At 62.6% G+C, this 14,854-nt stretch carries 21 protein-coding genes and 1 pseudogene; 13 read left to right on the forward strand and 9 right to left on the reverse strand.

All coding sequences use genetic code 11. From position 1 onward, the window contains the following. Positions 1-18 precede the first annotated feature (18 nt). Positions 19-165, forward strand: a complete 147-nt coding sequence (locus SKC42_RS22805; protein ID WP_330966520.1) for a hypothetical protein — start codon at positions 19-21, stop codon at positions 163-165. Positions 166-575: 410 nt separating this feature from the next. Here the strand turns inward: SKC42_RS22805 and SKC42_RS22810 are convergent, their stop codons facing one another. The 4 genes from SKC42_RS22810 to SKC42_RS22825 form a co-directional block, all read right to left on the reverse strand. Then, complete coding sequence (locus SKC42_RS22810) at positions 576-1,331, reverse strand: hypothetical protein (protein ID WP_330966521.1); 756 nt, start codon at positions 1,329-1,331, stop codon at positions 576-578. Continuing rightward, positions 1,328-2,533, reverse strand: a complete 1,206-nt coding sequence (locus SKC42_RS22815) for a DNA cytosine methyltransferase (RefSeq protein ID WP_330966522.1) — start codon at positions 2,531-2,533, stop codon at positions 1,328-1,330. Before SKC42_RS22815 ends, SKC42_RS22810 begins: the two co-directional genes overlap by 4 nt. Positions 2,534-2,613: 80 nt before the next feature. Continuing rightward, entirely contained in the window at positions 2,614-3,030 is a 417-nt protein-coding gene (locus SKC42_RS22820; protein ID WP_330966523.1) for a very short patch repair endonuclease, read from the reverse strand. Between the two features lie 16 nt (positions 3,031-3,046). Continuing rightward, on the reverse strand, positions 3,047-3,463 hold the full coding sequence (locus SKC42_RS22825) for a hypothetical protein (protein WP_330966524.1): 417 nt from the start codon (positions 3,461-3,463) through the stop codon (positions 3,047-3,049). A gap of 513 nt (positions 3,464-3,976) precedes the next feature. Here SKC42_RS22825 and SKC42_RS22830 point away from each other — a divergent pair. Then, on the forward strand, positions 3,977-4,693 hold the full coding sequence (locus SKC42_RS22830; protein ID WP_330966544.1) for a DUF6338 family protein: 717 nt from the start codon (positions 3,977-3,979) through the stop codon (positions 4,691-4,693). A 228-nt stretch (positions 4,694-4,921) separates the two neighbouring features. Here SKC42_RS22830 and SKC42_RS22835 read toward each other — a convergent pair whose 3' ends face one another. Both SKC42_RS22835 and SKC42_RS27845 read right to left on the reverse strand, forming a co-directional pair. After that, the gene (locus SKC42_RS22835) at positions 4,922-5,404 is read right to left on the reverse strand and encodes a site-specific integrase (protein ID WP_330966525.1); all 483 of its coding nucleotides are present in this window, start codon (positions 5,402-5,404) and stop codon (positions 4,922-4,924) included. A 55-nt stretch (positions 5,405-5,459) separates the two neighbouring features. Further along, positions 5,460-5,594, reverse strand: a pseudogene (locus SKC42_RS27845) (hypothetical protein); the annotation flags it as partial. Positions 5,595-5,722: 128 nt separating this feature from the next. Between SKC42_RS27845 and SKC42_RS22840 the strand changes: the two are divergent. After that, positions 5,723-6,004 carry a type II toxin-antitoxin system RelE/ParE family toxin gene (locus SKC42_RS22840; RefSeq protein ID WP_330966526.1) on the forward strand — a complete coding sequence of 94 codons (282 nt, stop codon included), beginning with the start codon at positions 5,723-5,725 and terminating at the stop codon, positions 6,002-6,004. After that, entirely contained in the window at positions 5,986-6,303 is a 318-nt protein-coding gene (locus SKC42_RS22845) for a HigA family addiction module antitoxin (RefSeq protein WP_330966545.1), read from the forward strand. The genes SKC42_RS22840 and SKC42_RS22845 overlap by 19 nt, the downstream gene beginning before the upstream one ends. Before the next feature lie 255 nt (positions 6,304-6,558). On the opposite strand, the gene SKC42_RS27850 is transcribed toward SKC42_RS22845, so the two are convergent. The 3 genes from SKC42_RS27850 to SKC42_RS22855 all read right to left on the reverse strand — a co-directional run bounded on the left by SKC42_RS27850 (position 6,559) and on the right by SKC42_RS22855 (position 7,572). Continuing rightward, positions 6,559-6,696: a transposase gene (locus SKC42_RS27850; protein ID WP_442932228.1), complete on the reverse strand. Its 138-nt coding sequence runs from the start codon at positions 6,694-6,696 to the stop codon at positions 6,559-6,561. Between the two features lie 160 nt (positions 6,697-6,856). Further along, the gene (locus tag SKC42_RS22850; protein WP_330966527.1) at positions 6,857-7,165 is read right to left on the reverse strand and encodes a helix-turn-helix domain-containing protein; all 309 of its coding nucleotides are present in this window, start codon (positions 7,163-7,165) and stop codon (positions 6,857-6,859) included. Then, the gene (locus SKC42_RS22855; RefSeq protein WP_330966528.1) at positions 7,162-7,572 is read right to left on the reverse strand and encodes a type II toxin-antitoxin system RelE/ParE family toxin; all 411 of its coding nucleotides are present in this window, start codon (positions 7,570-7,572) and stop codon (positions 7,162-7,164) included. The genes SKC42_RS22850 and SKC42_RS22855 overlap by 4 nt, the downstream gene beginning before the upstream one ends. Positions 7,573-7,946: 374 nt before the next feature. Here SKC42_RS22855 and SKC42_RS22860 point away from each other — a divergent pair, with 374 nt between their 5' ends. The 9 genes from SKC42_RS22860 to SKC42_RS22900 all read left to right on the forward strand — a co-directional run bounded on the left by SKC42_RS22860 (position 7,947) and on the right by SKC42_RS22900 (position 14,702). Beyond that, a complete protein-coding gene (locus tag SKC42_RS22860; protein ID WP_330966529.1) occupies positions 7,947-8,186 on the forward strand; it encodes a hypothetical protein in 240 nt (79 codons plus the stop codon). Positions 8,187-8,499: 313 nt separating this feature from the next. Next, positions 8,500-9,090: a hypothetical protein gene (locus SKC42_RS22865; protein WP_330966530.1), complete on the forward strand. Its 591-nt coding sequence runs from the start codon at positions 8,500-8,502 to the stop codon at positions 9,088-9,090. A 30-nt stretch (positions 9,091-9,120) separates the two neighbouring features. Next, positions 9,121-9,705, forward strand: coding sequence for a hypothetical protein (locus SKC42_RS22870; protein ID WP_330966531.1), 585 nt, complete (start codon positions 9,121-9,123; stop codon positions 9,703-9,705). Between the two features lie 28 nt (positions 9,706-9,733). Then, complete coding sequence (locus tag SKC42_RS22875) at positions 9,734-10,000, forward strand: hypothetical protein (RefSeq protein ID WP_330966532.1); 267 nt, start codon at positions 9,734-9,736, stop codon at positions 9,998-10,000. Positions 10,001-10,041: 41 nt separating this feature from the next. Next, positions 10,042-10,284: a hypothetical protein gene (locus SKC42_RS22880; protein WP_330966533.1), complete on the forward strand. Its 243-nt coding sequence runs from the start codon at positions 10,042-10,044 to the stop codon at positions 10,282-10,284. A gap of 1,374 nt (positions 10,285-11,658) precedes the next feature. After that, a complete protein-coding gene (locus SKC42_RS22885; RefSeq protein ID WP_330966534.1) occupies positions 11,659-12,384 on the forward strand; it encodes an LmeA family phospholipid-binding protein in 726 nt (241 codons plus the stop codon). A gap of 90 nt (positions 12,385-12,474) precedes the next feature. Continuing rightward, entirely contained in the window at positions 12,475-12,987 is a 513-nt protein-coding gene (locus tag SKC42_RS22890; RefSeq protein ID WP_330966535.1) for a winged helix-turn-helix transcriptional regulator, read from the forward strand. 44 nt (positions 12,988-13,031) lie between these two features. Then, a complete protein-coding gene (locus tag SKC42_RS22895; RefSeq protein WP_330966536.1) occupies positions 13,032-13,904 on the forward strand; it encodes an alpha/beta fold hydrolase in 873 nt (290 codons plus the stop codon). Positions 13,905-13,907: 3 nt separating this feature from the next. Further along, the gene (locus tag SKC42_RS22900; RefSeq protein WP_330966537.1) at positions 13,908-14,702 is read left to right on the forward strand and encodes an HD domain-containing protein; all 795 of its coding nucleotides are present in this window, start codon (positions 13,908-13,910) and stop codon (positions 14,700-14,702) included. Positions 14,703-14,854 lie beyond the last annotated feature (152 nt).

Raw genomic sequence — 14,854 nt, forward strand, 5'->3', positions numbered from 1 at the left:
CCGCAAGGTGGCCGACCGATGATCCCGGCGCACCTGGTCGAGCAACTGTCCACTGCCCTGGCAAGGTGGGACGGGCGCGGCCCGACCGAGGATGACATGCTCGATGCGGGCAAGGAGCTGGCCAGCGCGGCGATGGCCGTGCTGACGTGGGACGCCCAGCAGTGAGTGCTAGCCACCAACCCCTCCGCGCAAGTGTCTTGCGGCCCTCTGACGACGACGTGGTCTCGCTCGGTCGTACTCGCGGGATTTCTCATTGTGCGTCTCGCGGCATAGATCGCACCTACAACCTGAGCGGTACGCGAGAGCCGTTCCATGCTCGCTAAGTATTCGGCCCGATGCACGGATGCGCTTCATGTACTCGGCCTGGTTGATCCGATTCGCCTCTCTGCACTTATCACACCGGCAACGGTGGTTTCCGTAGCCGTTCGCTGTGCCGTGCCGAGGGTCATCTGGGCCGAGCCTCGAAAAACTTCGAGCTTGTTTCACCTTCATGATGGTAACGGCGCTCGTCCAATACGTGACGCATGTGAGGGTCGATACCAAACCAAGAGCGGTGGCTCCAAGGCTCGTATGCCCTACTGCGCTTCGAGTGCCCACCTTCCATGCACGGCGCAGGCAGTGAGCAGGACTTGCGTGACTGTGATCTTGGAGTCCGAGCGATCAATACGAATCTTCATGTACGGATGGTCCGAGTCAGGAGGAATGGGGATCGTCGCCAGTTGCGCGGTCGCCGTGTCCAAGTAATCGGCTGGTGCGAAAAGGTCGGTGGGTATCTCGATGAGCTCATACAAAACGCCGGCGTTGCCCTCGAAGCCGCGAAGGATGACGATTGCGTCGCAGGCTTCCCGGTACTCGCGGAACAGTTCGACGATCCTGTCTCGACGGTCGACTTGGCGTCGGACATCCTGTATCCAGGCGGCCTCTGTCAACTTCGAGATGTGAACGTACCTCCTGCTCATTGCCCTTGCCGATGTGGCTTTGAGCGAGATTCGCTTGGGCGGCTGACCGGGAATTGTGATCTTGGAATCGAAGAACCGTTGCGTCGCCGAGGTGGCCGATTCAACCGTCCATCCAGCGGCCTCACATGCGTTCTCAAAGGCCGCTTCGAACTGAGTCGTCGATAGCGGCTCGCGACTCAGAGCATGATGCGCCCTGAGACGCGCTAGAAAGGCTTTCGACCATTCGCTGGTCGTCAACCATGAGCCGTCCAGAAGCTGCTCTGCCACAGGGGTGAGCAACGCGTCTACGAACTCATTGACGACGGCGATTTCGTACATGCCGAGGGCGTCGATCTTCTGATGGAGCTCGTCGCGGCTCGCGGGACTATTCAAGCCGCCTCTTCACGAGCCGTGACGATGTCAGCAGCCTGCAAGGATGTGTTTGGAAGGATGAGCTCAGCGATCTGACGACGGTTCCCCGTTAGGCACCACTCCACGGCACAGGCGATCTGGTAACTGATCATGGGGGGCACCGCGTCGCCGACGTGCCGGTACTTATTCGCGAGACTCGTGCCGCCGAATCGGTATGTCGATGGGAAGCCGTTCAAGATAGCCAGCTCTCGGAGGGTGCAAAGTCTGTCATCGACTGGGTGCGAGTATCGACCGTTGCCGACATGGCCACACTCGCGTTTGATCGTGGGGGCGGGCCTGTTCCAGGCCATACGCCCGTACACGTCTGGGTGGTTACCAAGTTTTTTCGCGTCGATCAGCTTCCACATCGCCGGTGTAAGGAATTGCTCGGTCGCCTGGCCACCCCCGATGAGGTCGCGCCAAGAACCACCGTCGGTAGGTATGGCGGCGATGCGGCCCAGTGCATGGTCTGACACGAACCTTGGCGAAACGTGGGCGCTGTCCGACGGATCCATCGCGCCTGCGTTGAGGGACGGCAAGTGCCCTATGGCATTCTTCACGGTTAGCGCGTCATCGCAGACCTTGAAGCCCCGCCACAGATCGTCAAGTGTTCTGGTGGGTAGGTCGGCGAGTACCGCGATAACCAGGGCGCGTTCTCGCACTTGCGGGAGCCCGAACTTGGTCAGCATGTGGATGTCCCCAGCAACCCTGTAGCCGAGCCGCTGAAGGCGGTTGCGGAGTCCGATGAAGTGCTGCCGAAAGTTGCCCATCAAGAGCTCGCGAGCGTTCTCCATCACCACCACCGAGGGGCCGAATGCCTCGACATAGGCTGCCACTCTTGGAACCAAGCTGTTGCGTGAATCATCAACGAGGTGATTCTGGGAGTTAGTCCGAGTGAACCCAGTGCAGGGAGGGCAAGCGGCTAAGACATCGACTGCGCCAGTTACGCCCAGCGCCTTCTTTAGCTTCGACGGCGGGGCCGACGACAGATCCGCAATCAGGGGTTCGATCCCCATATTCAACGCATACGTCGAGTTGCAGCCCAAAGACCCGCTCTTGCTGCTTGGCTTGCCCAACTGTGCGTCGACTGCGCCTATTAGTTCGAACGCGGGATGAGCATGGAATCCGTAGCTCATGCCGCCGCCACCTGAGAACAGGTCGACCACGGTGAACGCGCGCTTCACGAACGTGAACTATACGGCTGGGGACTGACGATTCGCGGGATCACCGCGCCGCCACCCGCTAGTCGACTGAGCGTCAGCTCTTAACGTCGTGCGAGCACGACTTCACGTACTCGCATAGCGGCCTCTCGGAGGTCCTCATGCTCCCAGACCCGAAGGCTGACCCAGCCGGCCTCGGCTAAGCGTTCATCCGTGTCGCGGTCGCGCGCTTTGTTTTCGGCGATTTTGTCGGCCCAAAACTTCGCGTTAGTCACTGCGACCGTGTGGTGGTCGGGACAGCCGTGCCAAAAGCATCCGTCAAGGAAGACTGCAACCCTCGCTCTTGGAAAAACCATGTCGGCGGTGCGCCGCAGCCCCTTGAGGGGTCTTGACGAGACCTTGTAGCGCAGACCTAAAGCGTGTACCGCCGAGCGGAGCGCAACCTCAGGCTTCGTGTCCCTGTTTTTGTTGGCCTGCATGCAGAGACGGACCCCAGGCGATGACGCCCACGATTGCGGCATGGCCTCCAGCGTAGAACTAGACGAGCTTCCACTTCTCCCGCTCGATCCGGGTTATCTCGTGCTGGATCAGCTTCGAGATCTTCCCGTGCCGCTGATGAATCGGCTGTTCGCTCAAACCTTCGACCTCGTTTAGGACATCAGGCGACATCTCTGGGCGAAGTGTGACCCACCAATCTTTCGTTCGAACGTCGCCGCTGATCCTCTCGGTCGTGAGGTAGCCCTCCTGCCCGTGATTTGCTTCAGCCCAGTCGAGGTTTTCCACCCCATCGCGCCACTCCTTGATGCGCCTGACCCGCCGCTCTCGGGTGAGGCGTTTCTTCTCGATCCCCCAATTGGCCCAGGGAGCGACGAGTGAGCTGATCGTGCCGGTCACAGCGCCGGTCAACAGGCCCGCGCCGCCACCGATGAATGCGACTGCTATATCTGATGCCACCGCGCCAGTGTTCCAGCGCGGTCCGACGATTACGCATGATCGCTCGGCGTGTCCATTTCGCCCGCAGGATTCCCGAGCAGTGCTCATCCTGACCAACGATCCGCCCGCTGTCGGCGTGTGAGGTCTGGCGCGGTAAACGGCAATTCCCACCGTGGCCGTACCCCAATTCTTACCCCAATTGGCTCGCCGCACCCATCAGCGCCAATCGAGAATATCCAGTTCAGCGGGCTCCAGCGGGTTCCCAAAAATGCAGTGCCGCTAACTGGGGGTCAAGTGGTCGCAGGTTCAAATCCTGTCAGCCCGACGCAGGTCAGAGGCACTTTTCGGCCTCCATGGTCCAATTTCTGAGCGGCTCGACCCAAACGTTTGACCCAAACCAGCTCTTGCTGGTCGCCGAAACGCGTTTGCTGTGCTTTCCTCGTGCGACTGGCGTCACCCCGTTCACCACCGTTGTAATGCGGCCTTCGCCTGGGACAATTGGGCGCCGGGGGGCGAACAAAGGGGCTGTGCGTGATGGTGACGGATTGGCAGCAGGCGCTGACCGTGCTGCTGATCGTGGTGCCAGGGTTTGTATACCGGGGACGCCTTGCTCGGCTTCGTGGCCCGACAACTGAGGACCGTGATCTTCTTGGCGTACGGATTCTGCGTGCCTTGGCCGCATCCGCCGGGTTTGCGCTCAGTTATGTGGTGGTGCTCGGGCCGTCACTGACGGGCAAGGCGAGCAAACCCCGCGACTACCTTGTTGCCCACCCGAGGGGTGCGGCCATCGCGCTCGCTGTGCTGGTGTTCGGCATTCCAACCGCGTTCGCCTACGTGCAGCATCTGCATGCGGCCCGTCGCCAGTACCCTAAGTTGTCCTGGAAGCAGGCGCTCAAGGCTTACAACACCGACCCAACCGCGTGGGATTTCGTCGTCAACCGCGTCGAGCCCGGATACGTGCGCGTGCACACCAAGGACGGCAGGTGGCTAGGCGGCTACGCGGGGGAAGGGTCGTTCTACACGACTTACCCAGGCCCGCGCGAGATTTTCGTTGAGCAAGCCTGGGAATTCGACGACGAAGGTGAGTTCAAGAAGGCCACACTTGGCACCGGAGAATGGATCCAGTGCGACGATGCCGCCGCCGTCGAGTTCGTCCAGCCAGCGCAGCCTGAGCCCCATGCCGGTCGATGGTCGACTTTGATCGCACTCGCGCTCGTGATCTGGGTATGGGGTCGTCGATCACGTGGATGAGCGATAATTGGTAGTGAACAGCACGGAAGGCGGACATGACCGAAACGACAATGGCCGATCGCGGATCCGGTGGGCTCCGGATGGAAAGAGCGACACTCCCTCCGAGTCGTGGTGACGAGCGAAGAGGCGGCAGGGTTCCACAACCGGGCCGTGTTCCACCCCCTCCTCCATCGAAAGCCCCACCCCCGCCGCCTAAGAAGACTAGGTAACGCTGGCCGGGTACCGGCTCTACAGTCCGAGCGTGCTCGACAGCCCGTCGATCGCGGCCCGCGTCGTCGCGTCGGAGCTGTGGCCATAGATATCACCGGTCACCGCAATCGAGCTGTGCCCCAACAGGTCCGACACTGCCTTGATGTGAACCCCGGCCTCAAGCCACGCCACGGCCGCCGAATGGCGCAGGGTGTGCACGTCGACACCCTCAACACCGACCGCCGCCGCCGCCGCGACCTCGACAACGCGCAGCAGGTTCCGGGGATCGACCGGGGTGCCCAGCTCCGTGGTGAACACTAGCTTGCTCTCAGTCCATTGGTTGACTGCCCGCAGCTTCTCGGCAGCCTGAGCCGCCTTGTGCTTGCGTAGCATCGCCACGACGGCCGGCGAGAGCGGCACCGTGCGGCGAGCGCGGTCTGTCTTGGGCTCGGTGATGACCAGGCGCCCGCCGACGCGTGCGATGGTGCGGCGCACCTTCAGCCAACCCTCGTCGAGGTTCAACGGTAACCCGTCGAGACGCCCCGATCTGGACCCACGCCAGCTCGCCAGCTTCGAAGAGTCGGTAGATCGATGAGCGTGAAATACAAAGGGCCGCAGCTGCTTCGGAAACCTTGAGCAGCAATCTGCCGTTGATAGGCCTGCCGGTGAAGGAGTTATGCTCAGTTGAGCTTGGGGAGTGTATCTGGGTCATGGGATCCCCTCGTGGTGAGTGCTATTCCACCACTGTAATTCGCCGCAGGACTACTTCCTGCACAATCTTCGGGACACTCGCGCTTCATAACGCTTTACGTTAATAACGCCTCACGTTATCATTGGTGAGTGATCCGCTCGTTCCGGGATAAAGACACCGACGCGATCTGGCACCGCCGCTGCGTCAAGAAACTTAGCCCGGAATTCAGCAGGCTCACATACAACAAGTTCGTTCTCATCAATGCCGCCGAGAACATCAACGACATGCGGGTGCCCCCGGGCAACCGGCTGGAGAAGTTGGCCGGCAACCGCGCCGGCCAATATAGCGTCCGTGTCAACGACCAGTGGCGCATCTGCTTCACCTGGAGCGCCAGCGGCGCCGCCAACGTCGAATTTGTCGATTATCACTAGAGAAGGACCGACGCCATGGCAGACTTCGCACCCACCCAGGCGAGATCCTATTGACTGAGTTTCTCGAACCGATGGGGATCTCGCAGTATCGAGTCGCCAAGGCGATAGATGTGCCGGCCCGCCGCATCAACGAGATCGTGCACGGCAAGCGCGGGATCAGCGCCGACACCGGGTTGCGGCTATCACGCGCGCTCGGGCTCAGCGACATGTTCTTCATCAACATGCAGGCGCATTACGACGCTGAAGTCGTGCGAGAGCTGCTCGCTAATGAGTTGGCAAGTATCGACCGTATCGCATGAGTCCGAAGCCCACCGGCGCAAATCAGTGCCTTGCACGCGCACTAAGCCCTACCATCACCGCAGGTCAACGCACCGCGATCTTCAAGATCCGATGTACGTGACCCAAGTCGGGAGCGAAAGGGCAACGCATCATGTAGACGCGACCTATCATCGGACGACCAAACCCCCGTTGCGCCAAGAGTGTGATCACGGTGAGGATGGCGAAGGCCGGGCCGCTGCAAGAGCGCGGCGACCGCTGCAAAAACTCGGGATGGTTCAGAGTGCCTGGCGTTTCCACTGGAACAATGTCGCCTGACAGATAGCGGTATCGACCGCCACGGCGGCCACCGGTTCACCCGACCGCAGCCGAGCAACGATTTGCCGGCGCACCGACGACGAAAACTGACGGGGCATGTGACCTCCTAATGATCACTCTGCCCTCGACTCTCACAACCGTGGACCTACAGCACGGGTACAGCTCTCCCGGTCTCAATCACGGGGAACAGGCCAGGCGGAGTGCTCAATTCGCCGCCGTGTTCCTTGGCTGACCCAGACTGCCACAAGCCCGCGGATATCAAAGGCTCAGTAAGACGCGAGATCCGTCTGGACGCTTCACCGCGACCTCCAGTTCGCCGCCGGTGGCCTCGACGTACTTGCGGAGGGTGTCGACCCGGCTGGTGCCCAGATTGCCGTGCTCCATCTGGGAAACGCGGTTCTGTCCGACGCCGATGGCTGCTGCGAGGGAGGTCTGGGTGTAACCAGCTTCTTCACGCAGCTCACGGAGACGGTACTGTGCAACCTCGCGATCCATCGCGTGCTTGATTGCGTCAATGCGGGCATGGTTGCCCGGACGGCGACGTCGAAGATCATCAAGCGTTGTCATCGATTCTTCCCCTTTCTTGTCTTCGGCTTGACGGCTTTGGCCGCTTCAGTCTGCTTCTTTAGTTTCCCTTGGTGTTCGGTGAACAGGCGATCGGCGATGGGGATGTTCGCCGCATACCACTTCGTCCAATTTCCTGCCTTGTCCCCGGCGACGAGCATGATCGCCCGAGACTGGATGTCGAAGGCGAACAGCATGCGTACGTGGGCTCCGCCTTTGGTGGTGTGAGGTCGAAGCTCCTTCATGTTCGGATGCTCCGATCCTTCGAGGGTGTCCACGAACGGCCGGCGTGTGACGGGTCCGTGTTCCTCCAATTGTTCAAGAGCCGCAATCACGTTGTCGTATTCCTCATCATCGAGGGTGTCGATCCATGCTTCGATGAGAGTCAGATCGACCTCCCACTTCCGCACCAGGGGATGTTATCAGTTTGAACTGATATCAGCTAGAGGTGATTCCCGAAGGCCGTCGGGGCAGGTCGCGCTGGGACCATCCAGGGACCACACGTCATGCGCGATGCTGAACGACCTGCGCGTCCATGAACGTCACGCATCGCAATGCTCTCGGGAATCACCTGTGACCTGGGAAAACGCACGACCGCTACCTAATGGGGGTCAAGTGGTCGCAGGTTCAAATCCTGTCAGCCCGACTATAGAAATAGCGTCTGATCAGGTCTTTTATCCGAAGCCCGATTGCGCACACGTTCGAGGCACCACAGATTGTCACAAGAGACGGTTCGTTGTCGTAGGGGTGGCACCCAGCCGGCCGAGGGGGTCTTGGGATCGTCTTGGTCAAACGCTCGACCGCCCACGTCGACGCGCGTCTTGTCTATCAGCACAGTTCAATTGGCGAGGCCTACGTCCTCCCAGCGCAAGCCCGCGATCTCGCCCCGCCGGAGGCCCGCAAGAGCGAGGTGTCACGCATGACGATTGCGATCCTTCGCGATGCCGGTCTAGACGATGCGCACCTGATTGGCGGTGACTGTCTCGAACTTCCTGACCTTGTCCGGCACGCGATCGACCAGTGAGGCAACGTTTCTCGCTAAACGTCCTTCCGCTACCAGCTGCGCGGGCACCTGCGACAGGGCGCCGAGAATGCCCCAACGACTCGCTTCCACCGCCCGGCAGGCTGCCGAGCGGGCACGCGGCCGCCTTACGGACGGGGGACATGGGCTCGACTCATGAAAGTAGCGAAACGACCTTGACCACCAAAGTCACGACATTCTGCTTCACCGCTGGAGCGCTCGCGTATAGGGCAAATGCGTCTTGTCTGCCCAGAGACCTTGGCGTAGTCTGGGCGCGAGCGAAACTGATTCGGGCTCCCGGTGTTTGGGGGAATCAATGGCGATCATGACGTTGAGCGAGCAGGTATCTGCGGTCGGCTACATCGCCAGTCTCGAACGGCTTCTGACGCTCGATGCCATCTGGACAGCGCACCTCGACGGCGCGTCAGGGCGCCAGCTCAACGCGGATGACAGTGCGGCGCTAGGCCAAATTGCCGACGAGATGACTCAACTGCTGTCTCAGTGTCCGGCGGCGGCAACCTTGGCCCACGAGCTTATGCAGCGCGACGGCGACAGCATCCATCGAATGATTGGCTCGGCGATCTCGACGCTACCGGCCCCCCCGGCGGCGCAGGACAGCATCCGTGTGCGGCTCGTGACACAGCAGGGGCTCGGCGCACTTATCAGCCGGGCAGCCGAACAGATGCCAGCCGCGGTGGAAGCCGAGCAGCGTGATATCGCACAAAAGCGCCGTCAGATCGATGGTGGCGCGGTTCCGCCCGGCGACATGAGCAAGAATTCGCTCTGCTTCGCCGGAGGAGTGGTCTTGGGCCTGACTACCGGGACAGCGATCGCGACGGGGTCTGTCGCAGAAGGACTTTTCGCGGTCTATCAGGCGAAGGAAATCGCGGGTGAGTGTTTGCAATAGTTGCTGATCAACTTCGAGGGAGGTGTCCACGTGGACGTCACGATCGATGATCAAAGTCGAGCGATTTCGGGGCAGAACACCATCCTCAAATTGCTGCGCCTCGACCGCGTTTGGACCAATTACGTCGAGAGCAACTCCACCGTCGCCGACGGCGACAAAGCGGCGTTGCAGTCGTTGACATCGCAAATGAGCATGCTTTTGGATCAGACGCCCGAGCTGGCGCAGTGGATTCATAGCTTGGTGGCCCGCGACGTGCCTGCTTTTGAGGCCGCTCTGAGCGACGCGATTAAAAGGGCAGCGCCGGACTCGCCGGAAATGCAGGAGCATCATCGCCGCCTGGTCGATGAGCACAGAGCGGTCACTCTCATTGAAACGGCGGCCACGCAGCTTGCTGCTCAAGTCAAGGCAGAACAGCAAGCTATCGCCGAGAAGGTCAACCAACTCAGCAGTGGCGTTAGCGTCAAGGGCGACATCAGCGAAACTGCGGTGTGCGCCCTGGCAGGCACCACGGTGGGCCTCAGCGTGGCGGCCGCAATCGCTACGACGAATCCTCTCCCGCTGGCCGGCTTGGTGGTAGGTCTGGGTGTAGGCGGCGCAAGCCATTGCTTTGAGTGACAAGACGTCAATCGAGGGAGGCGCGTTTATGCCCGATTTCAGCGGCTTACTTGTCAGCGTGGAGGGCACTCTTTCGCCCGACATTCTGAACCAGATCGCCGACGCAGTGCAGACTGCGGTGCGCACGGAAGTCGCCGGCATCGACGTCATGCGCGACTATCAAGAATCGGGAGCGACGGGCACAGATCCTTCCGATCCGTTGCGTATTCCTGAGCCGGAGATTCTTGACCTGGCATTGCCGAGGCCAATTCTGGGCATTATCTATAAGCCACCGACGCCGCCGCACCCGCATTAAGCCCTCGCGAACTTCATCCAATCCGGTACGAAAGTTGGAGCGTGACCATGACGACGGAAAAGCCAGCGCTTTCGGTCAAAGTACAGGGTGGCGGCCTGCCCAAAGATGTTGTGGCCCGCATCGCGGAAAAGGTTGACGCGGCGGTCCGCGATGAAGTGGCGAAGCTTGACTTGCTCGCGGGCTTTCGCGGGCTTCCGCTGCTCGATGCGATGCCAGGGTCCACTACCGGGGGCATCGTCTACGTCCCGCCTGACACCTTCCCGCCGGTGATCGAGTCCTCGTGACGGACTCCAGCGTCAGCTCCAGCCAAGCCATGACATGTCCAAGTCACAACTGCTCGCCCGGCAATCTGCTGATCGGCATCGTCCAAGCTGACGGCTCCGTGGCGTCGGTGACGCCGGCCATCCGGATCGACGACAAGTTCGTGGAGCGCGCCAAGAGCGCCAGCGTGAATGCGCCAGAGTCGAGGTTCCGATTCGCTGGGCCGTGTGTGATGACGTCATGCGAGCAATGGACGGGAACGCGATGCAGCGTCGGCGACGCGGCCGCCAAAGCGTCTGGCTCGGATTCGAAATCCTTGTTGCCATGTGAGATTCGCGCAACCTGTCGATGGTGGGCGCAGAACGGGCCCGCGGCGTGTAGGTCCTGCCGCCGAGTGATTCATACGCCGCCGGGCCAACTCGCTTCCGCCGAGGGAAATGTGTCTACTGGCCCCTAACGCGGCCAGTTGACGCCACGCTTGGTGACGGACGGTGGATGACCAGACCTGTGGGGGTCACGTCGAAGGCCGGGTGGAAGACATCAGGTACGCCCTGCAGCACAAGGCGATTACGTCGAACCCAATCGACGGCGTCGACTATTCGGCCAACAGCGCGCAGCGCCGTAACAGGCGGCACCAGCGTGCTTCTGCCAACGGCCCCGTATGGCGTCTGGCCGAACTAGCAAACCGGGCAGCCAAACTCGCACTACATGACTCCAGCACTTGGCTTTCGCACAGTGTTGTCACAAGTAAATGCGAATTGCGGGAGCGGCGAGCGACGGCTTGAGATGGTTTCGGCTGGTCAGCGCGCTATGAAAGCCATTGTGGGATAGCTGAAATCGATCATGCGCGGGGTTAAGTGGTCGCAGGTTCAAATCCTGTCAGCCCGACGCACGACGATCGACTCCGCGAGATGCCACCCAAACTGTTGCGCCGGCCTGCCTTCGGTGCGGAATCGGGCGCCCGTATGAGACGACCGCCATGCCCGTCGCAGACGCATTCACGTTGGCAAGGCACAATGGGGCTAATGACCACTCCCCAGGGGCCCTCGCGCGGCGATTCGCCGGAATGGAATCGCCCCTCCGAGCCGCCTGGCCGCGGCGGGGGACCGGTACCTCCAATACCCCAACCAGCGACTCCATCGGGATCTCCGACCCGACAGATCCCGCAGGGCGGTCGGCCATACCCGCCACCGCCGCGACCGAACCGACCACACCCGCCCGGTCGCCCACCGATTCCGCAGCCGTATCCGCCGGGGCGTCCACCGACCCCGCGGCAGCATCAATCCGGCGCGCCACCAAGACAGCCGGAGCCGGCCACCACTCGGCTGCCTACCCAGCAGCCGCGGAGCGAGGGGCCGGCCCGAAGCCGACGCCGCTTGTTGGGCAACCGGCGGTCGATGGCGCTGGTCCTGGCCATCGTGCTGGTGGTCATCCTGGCCGCCGTGGTCGGTGCCGAGCTAATCCTCCGCCACCTGGTCGGCAGCAAAGTGGCAAGCGCAGTGGCGTGCGAGGTGCAGGACAGCGCCACCGCGTCCTTTGCCGCCATGCCGCCAATGCTCTGGCAGTACTTCAGCGGCCAGTATCCCGACATCTCGGTGCAGACCGCCGGCAATCAGGTGCGTAGCGCCAAGGGCATGAAAGTCAACATCGCTATCACTGATCTTCGCCTCAGCGACACCAACAACTCCAAGGGCACCATCGGCGCGCTCAGCGGCACCATCACCTGGTCATCCGACGGCATCAAGCAATCGATCCAGGATGCCGTCCCCGTGCTAGGCAGTTTCGTGACCAGCAAAGTCACCACCAACCCCAGCGACGGAACCATCCAATTGAAGGGTTCCCTCGACAGCGCCACCATCAAGCCGCAGATCGCCAACAACGGGCTGTCACTTCAGGTCGTCAACCTGACCGCATTGGGCTCCAAGATGTCGACGGACAAGGTGCAGGCGAATCTCAACGATCTCACGTCCAAAGCGACCCAGAACTATCCGCTGGGCATTCACGCCGACAACGTGAAAGTCACGGATACCGGCGTGGAGGCTACGTTTTCCACCACCAACGCGGCCATCCCGGCGGCATCGTCGTCGTCGCAGACCGGTCAGGACTGCTTCAGCGGAGTGTGATCGGCCGGGCCCGTCACGGGTGGGCGCCGGCTCGACGAGGGGATCGCCGCGCCAACAACCGAGCGGCCCCGGGCGGCCTAAACTTGCACCATGCCACTTGGGCGCGACTACGCCGGTCAGGACTGCGCGCTCGCCCGCGCGCTGACGATTCTCGGTGAGCGGTGGACGCTGCTGATCGTCCGCGATGCCTTTCACGGGTTGACCCGCTACGACGAGTTCCTGCGCAGCCTCGGGCTGGCGACAAATGTTTTGAGCGCCCGACTGCAGAAGTTGGTGGAGCACGGCGTCATGGAGCGGAGCGGGTCGCGAGGTTCGTACCACCTGACCGAAAAGGGCCGCGACCTCTTCCCGGTGGTCCTGACCCTGATGGCCTGGGCCGACCGCCACGAACCGGGCCCCAAGGGCCCCGAGGTACTGATCCTGCACAACGACTGCGATCACGAGGCCGGCGGCGCGCTGCGATGCGAACACTGCTACCAGCCGATCGAGTTGCGCGACCTGCGCGTGGTGCCGGCGCCCGGCGCGGTCGGACCGGACGGCGGGCCGACCACCCTGACACCGCCCCAGCTCGCCGCGTGGGAAGGCCGCCCCACGCGTCATTGAACCGGCCCATTGCCCGCGAACTTGCACCATGCAAGTATAGATCCATGTCCATCAGCCCAGATCTCGGCCAGGAGCGCCGCGTCGCCATCCCGCAGGGCGCGATCGGCTACCGCGAACGCGGCGATGGCCCGCCGATCGTGTTCGTGCACGGCGTCGGCGTCAACGGCGATCTGTGGCGACACGTCGCGCCCCGCCTGGCGGCAGACCATCGATGCATCACCCCGGACCTGCCGTGGGGCTCGCACTCGATCCCGCTGGACGCCGACGCCGACCTGTCGTTGCCCGGCATGGCGCGGATCGTCGCGGACTTCCTCGCCGCCCTGGACCTCGACGACGTCACGATCGTCGCCAACGACACGGGTGGCGCCGTCGCCCAGGCGTTGGTCGGACGCCACCCGGACAGGATCGCCCGCCTGGTGCTCACCTCGTGCGACGCGTTCGAGAAGTTTCCGCCGACGCCGCAGAAGTACTTGGAGGTAATGGCGCGCTCGCGGCTGCTCACCTGGATCGTCGCCTACACCGCGCAGTTCAAGGCGATCCAGCGCTTGCCGACCGCCTACGGGTTTGTGACGTCGCGGCCGATGCCACCGGAGATCATGCGCTCGTTCACCGACCCGGTGCGACTCAGCCCCGGGGTCAGGCGCGATTTCCGGCGCATGCTGCGGGCGGTCGACACGAAATACACGTTCGAGGCCGCGGACCGGCTCACCAACTTCGACAAGCCCGCGCTCGTGCTCTGGGCCGACAACGACAAGATCTTTCCCCGCGACCATGGCCGGCGACTGGCAAAACTGTTGCCGCAAGCGAGATTCGAACTGATCACGGGAAGCCGCACCTTCATTCCCGAAGAACAGCCCGATCAGCTTGTCACCGCGATCGAGGACTTCCTTGCCGCGCACCCGACGAGAGCGGAGTGAGCAGTGCGCCGCAGCCCCGCAGCACCGGTCGGCTCGCTGGAATGGGAAAGACTGGGCGGTCCGCCATTGTCGGTGCCCCAGCGCGTGGCCTTGCTCGCGGGCACCGGCGCGGTGCTGCTCGGTGACGCCGCCCCCCGACTGCGCTGGACCCTCCGTCATATCGCTCCGCCGAGCGCCCCCCGAAAGATCGACCTCACCCAATGGGAGCCGCCGCGCACGGAAGCGGTTCGTGCGGCCGAGGAGCGCCTGCGCGCCGTGGCCAGCCCCCACATCGTCGACCACAGTTTCCGCACCTACTACTTCACGGCCATCCGCTACGAGTTGAGCGGCCACCCCGACCCAATCGACCGCGAAGCACTTTGTGTCGCAGCGCTACTCCACGACACCGGGCTCTTCGACCCCGATCGGCGCGGGTGCTTCACCGTCGCCGGAGCCAGACTGGCTCGCGAAATCACGGCGGCCGCTGGCTGGGCGAGCCCGCGCCGGGACAGCGTGGCCCTGGCGATCACGACGAACCTCAACCCGTTCGTCCCCGCGCGTCGGTACGGGCCGGTGGCCCATTGGCTCCGGGCGGGTGGGCTGATCGACGTCCTGGCTCAGCAGTGGGCGCTGCATCCCGAGAACCTCGAGGAAATCCTCGACCGCCACCCTCGCGACGGATTCGCCGAGGACACCGCCCGGCTCGTCAGACAAGAGGCCCGCCGCAACCCCGGCTGCCGATTCGCGTGCTTTGGCCCGATCTTTCCCACCGCGGTCCGCTGGAGCAATTTCACCACGGCGGACGTAAAGCCGGTTTGATTGCGTTCAACGACGCTGCTGCAGGTCATGCAGGCCATACGCATCAGGCGTGAGTCAGCTAGGGCGTGTCTGACAATGGTTTCGGGTGTTGTGCGTGAGGCTTGGGGTATGTCGCGGTTTCAGTTGCTTACCGATGCCCAGTGGGCCTTGAT

The sequence above is a fragment of the Mycobacterium sp. 050134 genome (assembly GCF_036409085.1).
In the GTDB taxonomy this organism is placed as follows: Bacteria; Actinomycetota; Actinomycetes; order Mycobacteriales; family Mycobacteriaceae; genus Mycobacterium.